General features: G+C 66.0%; 10 protein-coding genes and 1 tRNA gene. 6 read left to right on the top strand and 5 right to left on the bottom strand.

Going from position 1 to position 13,580, the window contains the following annotated elements; genetic code table 11:
• The first annotated feature begins 107 nt into the window (after positions 1-107).
• Positions 108-3,566 carry a transcription-repair coupling factor gene (gene mfd, locus ACZ1I2_RS14495; protein WP_465176767.1) on the top strand — a complete coding sequence of 1,153 codons (3,459 nt, stop codon included), beginning with the start codon at positions 108-110 and terminating at the stop codon, positions 3,564-3,566.
• 30 nt (positions 3,567-3,596) lie between these two features.
• Here the strand turns inward: mfd and ACZ1I2_RS14490 are convergent, their stop codons facing one another.
• Entirely contained in the window at positions 3,597-4,160 is a 564-nt protein-coding gene (locus ACZ1I2_RS14490; RefSeq protein ID WP_465173437.1) for a TetR/AcrR family transcriptional regulator, read from the bottom strand.
• Between the two features lie 139 nt (positions 4,161-4,299).
• On the opposite strand from ACZ1I2_RS14490, the gene ACZ1I2_RS14485 reads away from it, so the two are divergent.
• Complete coding sequence (locus ACZ1I2_RS14485) at positions 4,300-6,003, top strand: AMP-binding protein (protein ID WP_465176768.1); 1,704 nt, start codon at positions 4,300-4,302, stop codon at positions 6,001-6,003.
• A 14-nt stretch (positions 6,004-6,017) separates the two neighbouring features.
• On the top strand, positions 6,018-6,446 hold the full coding sequence (locus ACZ1I2_RS14480) for an acyl-CoA thioesterase (protein WP_465173439.1): 429 nt from the start codon (positions 6,018-6,020) through the stop codon (positions 6,444-6,446).
• Between the two features lie 300 nt (positions 6,447-6,746).
• Here ACZ1I2_RS14480 and ACZ1I2_RS14475 read toward each other — a convergent pair whose 3' ends face one another.
• Genes ACZ1I2_RS14475 through ACZ1I2_RS14465 form a run of 3 tightly spaced genes read right to left on the bottom strand, consistent with a single transcriptional unit; the run spans position 6,747 to position 9,013 of the window.
• Positions 6,747-6,911, bottom strand: a complete 165-nt coding sequence (locus tag ACZ1I2_RS14475) for a hypothetical protein (protein WP_465176769.1) — start codon at positions 6,909-6,911, stop codon at positions 6,747-6,749.
• A gap of 21 nt (positions 6,912-6,932) precedes the next feature.
• The gene (locus ACZ1I2_RS14470; protein ID WP_465176770.1) at positions 6,933-7,367 is read right to left on the bottom strand and encodes a YybH family protein; all 435 of its coding nucleotides are present in this window, start codon (positions 7,365-7,367) and stop codon (positions 6,933-6,935) included.
• The gene (locus tag ACZ1I2_RS14465; protein ID WP_465176771.1) at positions 7,364-9,013 is read right to left on the bottom strand and encodes a putative bifunctional diguanylate cyclase/phosphodiesterase; all 1,650 of its coding nucleotides are present in this window, start codon (positions 9,011-9,013) and stop codon (positions 7,364-7,366) included. The genes ACZ1I2_RS14470 and ACZ1I2_RS14465 overlap by 4 nt, the downstream gene beginning before the upstream one ends.
• Positions 9,014-9,217: 204 nt before the next feature.
• Here ACZ1I2_RS14465 and moaA point away from each other — a divergent pair, with 204 nt between their 5' ends.
• From moaA to ACZ1I2_RS14450, 3 genes are all read left to right on the top strand, one after another.
• Positions 9,218-10,213, top strand: coding sequence for a GTP 3',8-cyclase MoaA (gene moaA, locus ACZ1I2_RS14460; RefSeq protein WP_465176772.1), 996 nt, complete (start codon positions 9,218-9,220; stop codon positions 10,211-10,213).
• 10 nt (positions 10,214-10,223) lie between these two features.
• Complete coding sequence (locus ACZ1I2_RS14455) at positions 10,224-10,997, top strand: NAD kinase (protein ID WP_465173444.1); 774 nt, start codon at positions 10,224-10,226, stop codon at positions 10,995-10,997.
• Between the two features lie 52 nt (positions 10,998-11,049).
• Positions 11,050-11,124, top strand: a tRNA-Asn gene (locus ACZ1I2_RS14450).
• Positions 11,125-11,173: 49 nt separating this feature from the next.
• Here ACZ1I2_RS14450 and ACZ1I2_RS14445 read toward each other — a convergent pair.
• Complete coding sequence (locus ACZ1I2_RS14445; RefSeq protein ID WP_465176773.1) at positions 11,174-13,501, bottom strand: TonB-dependent receptor; 2,328 nt, start codon at positions 13,499-13,501, stop codon at positions 11,174-11,176.
• Positions 13,502-13,580: the final 79 nt, after the last annotated feature.

Genomic DNA, 13,580 nt, shown 5'->3' with positions numbered 1-13,580 from the left:
CGCAACCGCCGTGGTGCATCGGGAGACATGGATGCCGGAACAAGTCCGGCACGACGAAAATCGTCGAAGCCCCAAAGCCCCTCCCTTTCAGGGAGGGGGGAGATAGAATGCCCGACCTGAAGACGATCCTCTCGGCCAAGACGCCCCTCACCCTCGCCGGCGTGCCGACGGGGTTCGAGCCGTGGCTGCTCGCCGACCTTGCCCGTGCCGCGAAGAGCCGCGCGGTGTTCATCGCGCCGGACGAAGCGGCGATGCGCGCCATCGCCGCGACGGCGGCCATGTTCGCGCCCGAGCTGGAAGTCCTAGCCTTTCCCGCCTGGGACTGCCTTCCCTATGACCGCGCCTCGCCGACGCTGCATGTCATGGCCGAGCGCATGGCGACGCTGCACCGCCTGCAGCAACCCGCCAAGGGCCCGCAGCTCCTCGTCACCACCGCCAACGCCGCCGCGCAGCGGACCCTAACCCCGTTCCGCATCCGCCAGCTCGTCGCCACGCTGGCGCCCAAGGAACGGATCGGCCGCGATCGTCTCGCCGAACAGCTCCAGGCAAACGGCTATGTCCGGGTCGAGACCGTCGCCGATTCCGGCGAGTTCGCCGTGCGCGGCGGCCTGGTTGACCTTTTCCCTTCGGGTGCCGACCAGGCGCTTCGCCTCGATTTCTTCGGCGACGAGATCGAGAGCGTCCGCACCTTCGATCCCGCCGACCAGCGCACCACCGGCCGGATCGACGGTTTCACCCTGCTCCCGGCCTCAGAGACATTGATCGACGAGGAGAGCATCAAGCGTTTTCGCAGCCGCTACCGCGAACGCTTCGGCGCCACTGCGACCGGCGATCCGCTCTACCAGGCGATCAGCGACGGTCGGCGCCTTGCCGGCATGGAACATTGGCTGCCGCTGTTCGAGGAGAAGCTGGCGACCCTGTTCGACCATCTCGGCGGCGATGCCGTGGTGGTGCGCGACGCCGGCGTGCTCGGCGCGGCGGAGCAGCGTTTCGAGGCGATCACCGATTATCACGCGAACCGCGTCAAGGCGCAGTCGAGCGATCCCGGCAGCTACCGGCCGCTCCCGCCCGATGCGCTGTATCTGACCGCGAAGGACTTTGCCGAGCGGCTGGAAGAAACACCTGCCCATCTCACCACGCAATTCCACGAGCCGGAAAGTGCGACCGTTCTCGACTTCAACGTCGATGGCCCGCGCGATTTCGGCGCGGAACGGTCGAGCGGCGCGAATGTCTATGAGGCGGTCGCGGAACATGTCGCCAAGCTGCGCCGGCAGGGTCGCAAGCCGATCCTCGCCAGCTATTCGGGCGGCGCGCGCGAGCGCCTGTCGACCCTGCTCACCGACCACGGCCTTAAGGGCGCGGGGAAGGCCGACACCTGGCAGGAAGCGCTCGGCGTCGCGGACAAGGGTGTCGCCCTCATCGTCCTCCCGCTCGATCACGGCTTCACCACGCCCGACGTCGCGCTGCTCACCGAGCAGGACATGCTCGGCGACCGGCTCGTCCGCCGCCAGAAGCGCAAGAAATCCGCCGACGCCTTCCTCGCCGAACTGGCGATGCTCACGCCGGGCGACCTCGTGGTCCATGTCGATCATGGCATTGGTCGCTATGAAGGCCTGACCTCAATCCCGGTCGGCCAGAGCCCGCATGATTGCGTCGCGCTGACCTATGCCGGCGGCGACAAATTGTTCGTGCCGGTCGAAAATCTCGAAGTCCTGTCGCGCTACGGATCGGACAGCGAGGGCGCGAGCCTCGACAGGCTGGGCGGCGAGGCGTGGCAGCGCCGCAAGAGCCGCATGAAGGAGCGGATCCGCGAGATCGCCGGCGAGCTGATCGCGACCGCCGCCGAACGCGCGCTGCGCCCCGCCGATGTGATCGAGCCCGACCAGGGAGGCTATGCCAGCTTCGTCGATCGTTTCCCCTATGAGGAAACCGACGATCAGGACCGCGCGATCAACGACGTGCTCGGCGATCTCGCCGCGGGCACGCCGATGGACCGGCTCGTCGTCGGCGATGTCGGCTTCGGCAAGACCGAAGTCGCGCTCCGCGCCGCCTTCGCTGCGGCGATGTCCGGGCTTCAGGTCGCCATTGTCTGCCCGACCACCTTGCTCGCCCGCCAGCATTTCCAGAATTTCACGGCGCGCTTCGAGGGTTTCCCGCTGAAGGTCGGCCGCCTGTCGCGCCTCGTCACGGCGAACGAAGCCAAGGCGACCCGCGAAGGCCTGGCCGATGGCACGGTCGACGTGATCGTCGGAACGCATGCGATCCTCGCCAAATCGGTCGAATTCAAGCGGCTCGGCCTCGTCATCGTGGACGAGGAGCAGCGTTTCGGCGTCACCCACAAGGAGCGGCTGAAGGCGCTGAAGACTGACGTCCATGTGCTCACGCTCACCGCGACGCCGATTCCGCGCACGTTGCAGATGGCGATGTCGGGCCTGCGCGAATTGTCGGTGATCCAGACCCCGCCGGTCGATCGCCTGGCGGTGCGCACCTATATCATGCCCTGGGATCCGGTCGTGCTGCGCGAGGCGCTGCTGCGCGAGCATTATCGCGGCGGACAGAGCTTTTTCGTCACGCCGCGCGTCGCCGACGTCCCCGATATCGAACAGTTCATGCGCGAGCAGGTGCCGGAGGTCCGCGCCGTCACCGCGCACGGCCAGATGTCCCCGACCGAGGTCGAGGAGCGCATGTCGGCCTTTTACGACAAGAAGTTCGAGGTGCTGATCTCCACCACCATCGTCGAGAGCGGGCTGGATATCCCGAGCGCCAACACGATGATCATCCACCGCGCCGATCGCTTCGGCCTCGCCCAGCTTTATCAGCTGCGCGGCCGCGTGGGCCGGGCGAAGACGCGTGCTTATGCCTATCTCACCACCCCGCCCGACCGCATCGTCACCGAGACGGCGGAGAAGCGGTTGAAGGTGCTGAGCGATCTCGACAGCCTCGGGGCTGGTTTCCAGCTCGCCAGCCACGATCTCGACATTCGCGGCGCAGGCAATTTGCTTGGCGACGAGCAGTCGGGGCATATCAAGGAAGTCGGCTACGAACTCTACCAGTCGATGCTGGAAGAGGCGATCATGGACGCCAAAGCCGGTGGCATGGCGCAGCGCCCGCGCGACTTTTCGCCGCAGATCACGGTCGACGCGCCGATCCTCATCCCGGAGGAATATGTCCCCGACCTCGACCTGCGCATGGGCCTGTATCGCCGCCTCAACGATCTCGACGAATCCCAGGCGGTCGAGGCGTTCGCGGCGGAACTGATCGACCGGTTCGGCCCCCTGCCCGATCCGACCGAGAATCTGATTCGCCTCATGGAGATCAAGCTCAACGCCAAAAAGGCCTGTGTGGCGAAAATTGATGTCGGTCCGCGCGGGGCCCTGGTCAGCTTCCATGACGACAAGCCGCCCAATATCGACGGGCTGCTCGCCTGGATCGCGCGCCTCGACGGGGTCGCGAAGCTCCGGCCTGACTCGAAGCTGGTGATCAACCGTAGCTGGGGTGACCCCAAGGCACGGCTCAACGGCGCGCTGCAACTGTCGAAGGGACTGGCCAAGGCAGCCGCCGGGTAACGCGTCGCGCCCGCGCCTGATTGGATGGCGCTAGGCAGCCACGCCGAGCGGCGGCACGATCAGCAGGTCCCCGCACGACCGGATCAGCGCGGTCCGTGCCGCAACGGTCGGCGCGAGCACCAGCGAGCTCTGCCCGAATACGAAGCCGTAGAACAGCACGCCCCGCGTTCGCGCAGCCTCGGGCGACAGGCCGAGTTGCTCGAACAGCTCCGCGACATGCGCCAGCCTGGCCTCGTCGACGCGCAGCACCGCCGCGGCCGCCGCTTCGTCGCTCCGCGCCCATTCCCGTACGGCAAGTTCGATAGCCAGACCCTGAGTGTTCAGCCGCGCCGCGAACAGGTCGAGCAGGGACCGTAGCCGGTCCGCCGGTCCGTCGTCGACCAGCCGGGTCTGCTGCTCGATCGCCGCGATGCGGCCGGCCGTCCATTTCTCCAGCATCGCGTCGAGCAGCGCGCGCCGGTCCTTGAACCGGCGATAGAAACCACCTTTCGTCACCCCTAGGCGCTGCGCGATCACCTCGACCCTTACCTGATCGAGCCCATGCGCCATCTCTTCCAGCGCTGCGTCGACCCACGCCTGAGACCCGTCGTCCATTCACCATTCCTTTTCTGATACGGCACCGTATTGACTTATGCCGCGCGACTCGATACGGCACCGTATCACGCAGCGCGACAAAGTAAACGATCGCGCCGATGCCGCGGGTCGCATGACGGCATCTTTCCGAAATTGAAGCATGGAGAAGATCGTGGAGCTATTGCTCAGTCATGTTCGGGGGGAATCCTCGCCCCCGCTGGTCGAGGAAACGATCGGCGCCTGTTTCGACAGGATCGCCACCGCTCACGCCGCGCGCGAAGCCCTGGTAGTGCCGCATCAACAGGTCCGCTGGTCCTATGCCGAGCTGAAGCGGCGCGTCGATCGCCTTGCCGCCACGCTCGCGCGGCTAGGCCTTGAGCGCGGCGACCGGCTCGGCATTCTTGCCCCCAATTGCGCGGAATGGGTGGTGGTCCAGCTCGCGACCGCGAAGGTCGGAATCATCCTGGTCACGATCAATCCGGCCTATCGCACCCACGAGCTCGAATATGCGCTGACCAAAGTCGAATGCCGCGCGCTGGTCCTGGTCCCGCGCTATCGCGGCACTGACTATGACGCGCTGTTGCGCGAGATCGCGCCTGAACTCGCGACCGCTCATCCGGGCGAGCTCCGTTCGGCGCGCTTGCCGGCGCTGCGCCACGTGATCGCCCTGGGAGATGACCTGATCCCCGGCATGCTGGCTTATGAGGATCTGATCGATTTCCCACCGAATGAGGGCGTCGCCTGCCCAGATGCGATCCTGCCGTCCCTGTCGCCCGACGACCCGATCAACATTCAGTTCACCTCGGGCACCACCGGCAACCCGAAGGGCGCGACGCTCACGCATCGCAACATCCTGAACAACGGCATGTTGATCGGCCATGCGATGCGCCTGTCCGCCGAGGATCGGCTGTGCATTCCCGTGCCGCTCCATCACTGTTTCGGCATGGTGATCGGCAATCTTGCCGGCCTGACGCACGGCGCCACCCTGGTCTTTCCCGGTCAGGCCTTCGACGCCGAAGCGACGCTCGCCACGGTGCATCGGGAACGGTGCACCGTGCTGCACGGCGTCCCGACGATGTTCGTCGCGATGATCGAGGCGCCCGGCTTCGCCCGGCATGACCTGTCGAGCCTGCGCACCGGCGTCATGGCCGGCGCACCCTGCCCGATCGAGCTGATGCGCAAGGTCATCGATCGCATGCACATGGCCCAGATCACCATCGCCTATGGCATGACCGAAACCGCGCCGATCAGTTTCCAGAGCGCGGTCGATGACCCGCTGGAACGCCGCGTGTCCACGGTCGGCCGCGTGCATCCTCATGTCGAGGTCAGGATCGTCGATGCCGCGGGCGCGACCGTTCCGCGCGGCGTGAAGGGCGAACTGCTCACGCGCGGCTATTCCGTGATGCGCGGTTATTGGGGCGATCCGGCGCGCACCGCCGAGGCGATCGATGCGGACGGCTGGATGCACAGCGGCGATCTCGCGACGATCGATGCGGAGGGGTATTGCAACATCGTAGGACGCGCCAAGGACATGGTGATCCGGGGCGGTGAAAACATCTATCCCCGTGAGATCGAGGAATATCTCCACCGCCACCCCGCGATCCAGGACGTGCATGTCGTCGGCGTTCCGGACGAGCGTTACGGAGAGGAGCTCTGCGCCTTCGTCATGCTGCGCGCGGGCCATGAGGCGTCGGAGGCGCAGCTCCGGGATTTCTGCCGGGGGAAGATCGCCCATTTCAAGATTCCGAAACATGTCCGCTTCGTCGACGCGTTTCCGATGACGGTCTCGGGCAAGGTGCGGAAGACCGAACTACGTGCCCGCATCGCGGAGGAACTCGGCGCGCACGCGCTGGCAACGGCTTGAATCGGATGTCTTTTATGGAAAGAATGTTGACCTATCGCGGTGCCGTCTACCCGTGGCATTGCGACCATGTCGGGCACATGAACAACATGTGGTACGCAGGCAAGTTCGACGAGGCGAGCTGGAACCTGCTCGGCCAGCTCGGCATCACGCCCTCCTATCTGCGCGAGAGCCATTGCGGCATGGCGGCGCTGGAACAGGCCACGACGTTCAAGCGCGAACTGCTTGCCGGCGACATCGTCGAGATCCGCAGCGAGGTGATCGAGCTTCGCGAAAAGATCATCCGGTTCGCCCACACCATGTACAATGCGGAGACCGGAGAAGTCTGTGCGACCTGCGCCATCACCGGCATCCATATGGATCGACGGATACGGCGTTCCTGCCCGTTTCCCGAGACGTTGCGCGCCCGCTTCGATGCGATCGCCCCCGTTGCGGTGGCGGCATGACGCGTCACCTCGGGGCGATCGATTCAACATTCCGGGTGACTGGCGCAACAGGGATTGGACGAGTCGTTGCCGGCTCGTCCCGCTCTTTCTCAGTGACGGCGTGATTTCCCTGTTACCGAGCGGGAATTCCCTGTTCCGTGATAACAGGGAATGCCCGATTAAAGACAATTATTTCAAAGATTTAATGGTAAGAAATTGGCCCGAAACGCGCGAAAAATTCAATTCCCTGCTAAATTCCCTGTTAATCGGCCGGAACAGCGAATTCCCACCAACCGATCGCTCGCCGAATGCCGCCGCGCGTCAGAAACGGATCGTCACCGAGGATGCGCTACGCGCCGCCTCGCCGTGAAATACCGCTTCGATATTGTTGCCGTCCGGATCGAGGAAGAAAGCAGCGTAATAGCCGGGATGATAAGGATGCTCATCCGGGGCACCATCGTCTTGTCCGACCCGTTCCGTCGGCAAACCAGCCTCGGCGCCTTCCCTTTAGCTGCTGTGATCGGCGACGATCTTCCAGCCGGCCCCGCGCTTCTTCTCGAACAGCAGCGAGGTCGGGCCGGTCTGGTCAGCCGCGCCATCGATCTTCAATCGATAGCGGGCGACGAGCAAGGCGTGGGAAGCATCGATCAGGCGGAAATCGATCTCCGCGAAAGTCAGCGCACCGCGCTTCGCCGCGCGGTCACCCGAGAAGCGGGGAGCATAGCGCGCGGCGATCGCGGCCTTGCCCCGGATCATGCCGTCACCGACCACGAAGGTCGCGTCGTCCGCATAGACGGCCATGAAGCGGCCGAGATCGCCGGCCGTCCATCCCGCCGCGCTGTCGGCCATCGCCGCCATGATCGCCGCATGCGCATCCTGCCGCGGCGCGGCCGTAGCGGGCACCACCAGCGCGGCGGCAGCAAAGGCGGCGATCATCCTCATGCCGGATTCTCCATCAGCGCCACCAGCGCCTCGGTCGAGATCGCTTCGGAGCGCAGGAAGCCCTGATAGATCTGGCACCCTTCCCTGGCGAGCAGATCGAGCTGCTCCTGCGTCTCCACCCCTTCGACGATGACGACCAGGCCCAGCGCCCGCGCCATGTCGATCACGCCGCGCACCACCACCCGGTCGCGCGGCGTGCCGGTGATGTCCTGCGCCAGCTGCTTGTCGATCTTGAGATAATCGAGCGGCAGCGACTTGAGATAGACGAGGCTTGAATAACCGGTCCCGAAATCGTCGATGGCGACGCGTACGCCCGCGCCGCGCAAGGTCGCGAGCGCCGTCGCGGCGACGGCCAGATCTTCGATCAGCCCGCTCTCGACGATCTCCACCGTCAAACGCGCCGCCGGAAAGCGGCTGGTGTGGACGCGATCGAGGAACAGATCGGCAAAGCCCGGCCGCGCGATATCGGCGGCCGTCAGGTTGAGCGACAGGCGCAGGCCGTCCAGCGGTGCCGGCCAGGCCGCTGCCCGTTCTAGCGTGATCCGCTGGATATGGTCGGACAGGCCGACTTCGAGATCGGCACGCGCCGCCGCCGCGAACAGGATCTCCGCGCCGATCGTCCCCAATGTCTTGTGATCCCAGCGCGCCAGCGCTTCCACGCCGACGATCGCCCCGGTCGCGACCGATACCTGGGGCTGGAACAGGATGTCGATCTCGCCCCGGCTCATCGCATGGCGCAGCTCGACCGCGAGAGCGTCGATCGATTCCTCGGCGCCGCCTGCCTCCGCGATCCGCACCGTGGCGCTGTCCGACGCACGCGCATTGGCCAGCGCCTCGCTCGCCCGGCGGATCAGGCTCACGGCGGTGTCGTCCGGCTCGCGCCCGGCAATGCCGATCCGGCAGCCAAGCACCGCGATGGTGTCGCCGGTCAGGAATGGTCGCGCCAGTTCGCTCGCGATCCTTTGCGCGGCAAGGTCGATACGGGCGCCGTCATCCTCGATCGCGACGAGAAATTCCGGTCCGTCGAGCCGGGCGATCAAGGCACCCGCAGCGACATCCTCGACCCGCCTGAACGCAGCGCGGAGCAGCGCGTCGCCCACGGCGCGGCCATAGGCGGCATTGACCATCTCGAAACGGTTGAGCGCGACTAGCATCGCGGTCAGTGGCCGCGCATCGGCATGCGCCAGCCGCCGTTCGAGCCAGTCCCGCGCGCCCGCGGTGTCGCGGATGCCGGTCAGCGCGTCGGCGTCTCCCAGCGGTTCGGCCGGCGCAGTCGCGCGCCGGTTCCCGGCCAGGCGTTCGGCGTGGCGCGCGGCGTAGCGCAGCGCCTGGAGGAAGTCGTCATCGCTGAACGGGACGGTCAGGAAATGCGTCGCCCCCGCATCGTAGAAATCGCCGATCGCCGTGAGGTCGTCCTGCGGGACGAGCGCGAGCAGCGCTCCGCCACTGGCGGCGATCGCGCTGCCCAGCGTCGACGCGGCCGCGCGCGCTTCGCGCGGTGCATCACGGGCGTCGATCACCGCGACCGCCGCCCCGCTTGTCGCGAGCCGTTGCCCGGCACCGGCCGCCTCGCGCGCCGACACGACCCGCCAGCCGGCGCCCGCCGCAAGCCCGCCGAGTTCGTCATCCTGCCGGAACGACAGCATGAAGAGCGGTGCGGTGCCATGGCTGGTCTCGGGGTCGATCGGGGCCTCCCGTTGCGTTCGTCCCGCGCCTGTCGCGGGACCGATCCTTCATCCAGGCTTTGGCGGTGAAGAACAAGGCTTGCACGCTCCCGGACCGGAGCGGAGACCGTGCCAAAAATCCCGAACGGGGTTGTTAGCGCCTCCGCAAAGGCTTAGCTCCTGCACATGGCCAGCGCCCCCGCCCTGATCGACCGCCATGGCCGCACGATCAGCTATTTGCGGATCTCGGTGACGGATCGCTGCGACCTGCGCTGCCGCTATTGCATGGCCGAGCAGATGACCTTCCTGCCGCGCGCGGCGCTGCTCAGCCTGGAGGAGATCGCGCTGATCGCCGAGCGCTTCATCGCGCGCGGCATCACGAAGATCCGGCTCACCGGCGGCGAGCCGCTCGTCCGTCGCGATGTCGGCGATCTGGTGCGGCGCCTGGGACGTCATGTCGGCGTGGGGCTCGACGAGCTGACCATGACGACCAACGGCAACCATCTCGCCGATCATGCCGCCGACATGGCCGCCGCCGGCATCCGTCGCATCAATGTCAGCCTCGACAGCCGCGATCCCGAGACATTCCGCTATATCACCCGCCATGGCGACGTGGCGCGCGTGATCGGCGGCATCTTCGCCGCGCGCGACGCCGGCCTGTCGGTCAAGATCAACATGGTCGCTCTCAAGGGCCTGAACGAGGCCGAGATCGCCCCGATGCTGGAATGGTGCGTGGCGCACGGGTTCGACCTGTCGCTGATCGAGACGATGCCGCTCGGCGCGATCGACGAGGACCGCACTGACCGCTTCCTGCCGCTGACCGCGGTGTTCGACGCTCTGGCCGCGCGTTTCGCGCTCGTCCGCGACACATATCGCAGCGGCGGGCCGGCACGCTATTGGCAGGTCTCGGGCACGGACACGCGCCTCGGCTTGATCTCACCGCTCACCGCCAATTTCTGCGACACCTGCAACCGGGTGCGCCTGACCACCGAAGGCGTGCTCTACACCTGTCTCGGCCATGACGATCAGGTCGACCTGAAGCAGGCGCTGCGCGACGGCGGTCTGGCCGGGCTCGATGCCGCGCTCGACCGGGCCATGGCGACCAAGCCCGCCCGCCATGATTTCGACATCGCCGCCGCGGCGCCGGCGGTGTCGCGCCATATGAGCGTCACCGGCGGATGAGACTGCCCCAATGAGCATTCGCCGGGCGCTCGTCGCCTCCCCGACGCCCCCCGCCCAGGCAGCGGCGGCGGAGCTTGCCGATGCCTATGACTGGGTGCCGGTCGAGGATGCGGAGATGATCGTCGCGCTCGGCGGCGACGGCTTCATGTTGCAGACGCTCCACGCCATGCTCGAGCGGCGCAAGCCCGTGGTGCCGGTGTTCGGCATGAACCTCGGCACCGTCGGCTTCCTCATGAACGAATGGCGCCGCCACGGGCTGGACGAGCGCCTGTCGCGCACCAAGGAATTCAAGGTCATCCCGCTCAGCATGACGGCGGAGACGGCCAATGGCGAGGTCTTCAAGCTGCCCGCGATCAACGAGGTCTCGCTGCTGCGCGAAACCCGCCAGACCGCCAAGCTCGAGGTGACGGTGAACGAGCGGGTGGTGATCGACGAACTCGCCTGCGACGGCATCCTGGTCGCGACGCCCGCGGGGTCGACCGCCTATAACCTCTCCGCTCACGGCCCGATCCTGCCGCTCGGCTCGGCCATGCTGGCGCTGACCCCGATCAGTCCGTTCCGTCCCCGGCGCTGGCGCGGCGCGATCCTCCCGGACAAGGCGCGCATCTCGCTGCGCGTGCTCGAACCGGCCAAGCGCCCGGTCAGCGCGGTCGCCGATCAGCGCGAGATTCGCGAAGTCGCGAAGGTGGATATCGCGATCGACCGCGCCCGCGAGCTCACGCTTTTGTTCGATCCGGAACATGCTCTGGACGACCGCATCACGATGGAACAATTCATCGCCTGATGGGGTTGCATCGTCTGAATCGCAGGCTATACAGCCCGCCTCCGCACGGTATTCCCTGATAGCTCAGCGGTAGAGCTCTCGACTGTTAATCGAGCGGCCGTTGGTTCGAATCCAACTCAGGGAGCCACCGTTCCACCAGTAGGAACGGATGAAGCGATAGCGCCACGCACCTGCCGTCAACGCGCGCCGAAATGCACCGTGCCCGTGAGACCCCAGGTCCGCGGCTTCGCGTAGACGCCCGCGACGGTGCCGTCGAACAGCGTGTTGTCATAGCCATAGACGCGGTAGCGCTCCTCGAAGATGTTGTTCACGAAGAACGCCGCCTCCCAGAGACCGCCCGGCGACACATAGCCGATCCGCGCATTGGCGACGTCATAGGCCCCTTCCCGCTCGACGGGTGCGCAGAGCACGGTGAAGCAGAAGCTGCCGCTATGCTGGAAATCGCCCTGCACCGACGCCATGCCCCCGATAAAGGCGAATTCGTACCGCGCGAGCGCATTGCCGGAAAAGCCCGGTGCCTGGGGCAGGTCATGCGTTTCGATCGTCGCGAGATCCGGCAGCGCGACGTTGCGGACCTCGCTGTGCAGCACCGAACCGCTTGCCTGAAGCGTGAGGCCGCGAAGCGGTCGCGTCGCGAATTCAACCTCGATGCCTTCCGATTTCGCGGGGAGGTTCACCACCGTCTGCACCGCGCCATATTGGGCAAAGGCCTGATAGTCGTGATATTCATAGTGGAAGGCGGCGATGTTCAGCGTCGTGCCGGGCGCGAGGGTCGCCTTCGCCCCAAGCTCATAGGCATCGAGCTTTTCGGGGCGATAGGGAATGCCGTTGAGCGTCGCGACTTCGGCGCTCGGAAAGGGCGTGCCGGTCGAAAAGGTGAAGCCCCCGCTCTTCGATCCCCGGTTGTAGCTCGCATAGAGCAGCAATCGATCGACCGGCTTGTAATCGATCTCCGCGCGCGCGGTGAGGCCGTTGAATGTCGGCGTCGCGTTGGCCGGCGTCGTGACGACCCCGGTCGCGGGTTGAGTGACGCCGAACGACCCGTAGGATACCTCGCGCGGGTTGAAGGTGATCGAGACGCCAGTGCTCGGCTCCGACCCGAAATAGCTGCCGCGGCGCGAATCATGCCAGTAGCGCAGACCGCCGATCAGCTTGACCTTGTCGGTGACCGCCCATTCGTCCTGCGCGAAGAAGGCGAAGGATTCCGTCCGCTGCGAAAAGGCGACCAGGGGATCATAGCCGTAGAACAGATCGGCATATTTGCCGGTATAATGGCCGTTGACGATCAATCCGTATCCACCAACGGTGAGTTCATTGGCGCCGAGGTGCGCCTGCAGCCGCACTTCCTGCGAGCCCTGGTCGAGCTTCGACCCCTGGTAGAAGAACACGCCGTCGGCTGGCGACGAATCCCCGTCCTCGACATAGAATTTGGTGCCGTGCTGGTAATCGGTGATCGAGATGAGATCGAGGCCATCGGCGAGACTCGCTTCGACCCGCAGCGTCGCGCCGAACACCTTGCGATCGACATAGCTCGGATCGGTTGCCGCGGTCTTGTACGGATCGCCGCCACGCGTCGGGTTGATCGCATCGTTGCGATAGCCGGCGCCCGTCTCTCCCGGGCCCGATCCCCAATAGGCGCAGCTCTCGTTCGCGCCGAGTACTTCGCCCTGGAACTGCGCATTGGGGCAGCTTGCGACCAGCGAATACAGGCCCGCCTGGCGCTCGCGCGGCGCGCGCATGTACCGAAGTGTCAGGCGTGTCGAAATGCTCTCCGTCGGCTGCCATGCGACGATGCCGCGCAGAGCCCAGTGATTGTTGGCGCCACGCGCCGGCATGCCGGAATTGATGTTCTCGATATAGCCCTTGTCGCGATCACGGATGCCGGCGAGACGGATCTGCAGCGTATCGGTGATCGGCCCGGAGACCGCGCCCTCGGTGACGATCTGACCGTAGCTGCCGACGGTGACCGTGGCATAACCGCCGAAGCTGCTCGTGGGCTGGTTGGAAATGAACTGCACCGCGCCGCCGGTGGCATTGCGTCCGAACAACGTGCCCTGCGGCCCGCGCAGCACCTCGACCCGGGCAAGATCGAAGGTCGGGAAGCTCGCCAGGTTGATCGAGCTCGAGTAGCTGTCGTCCTGGTAGACCGCGACCGGCGGTTCCTGCTGGTCGCCATAATCGTTCTGCGACACGCCGCGAATGTTGAACACCACCTGCGCCGACGAATAGGCGTTCATCTTGAGCGTAGGGACCGCACGGGTCAGGTCAGTCGCATTGTTGATGTTGAACTTCTGCAGCGTATCGCCCGACAAGGCGGTGATCGCGATACCGACGTCCTGCAGTTTCTGTTCGCGGCGCTGGGCGGTGACGACGATGTCGGCGGGATTTTCGGAAGCCGGGCTGGCCGGCGTGGTCTGCGCCGCCGCGCCGTTCGGAACTATCGCCAGAAGCCCGGCAATCGATGCGCTCGCCAGCCATGGGCCGCGCAGATCGGTCATTTTCATTGCCATTTCCATGCCCCTTTAGTCGTCGGATTACCCCACTCCGCTTTTGATCGAAGCCTGCCGCTTCACCGCGCAGCTC

The sequence above is a fragment of the Sphingomonas sp. BL-S-29 genome (assembly GCF_055521495.1).
Note: the sequence above shows the minus strand (reverse complement) of the source record. Positions and strands in the feature narration are given on the sequence as shown.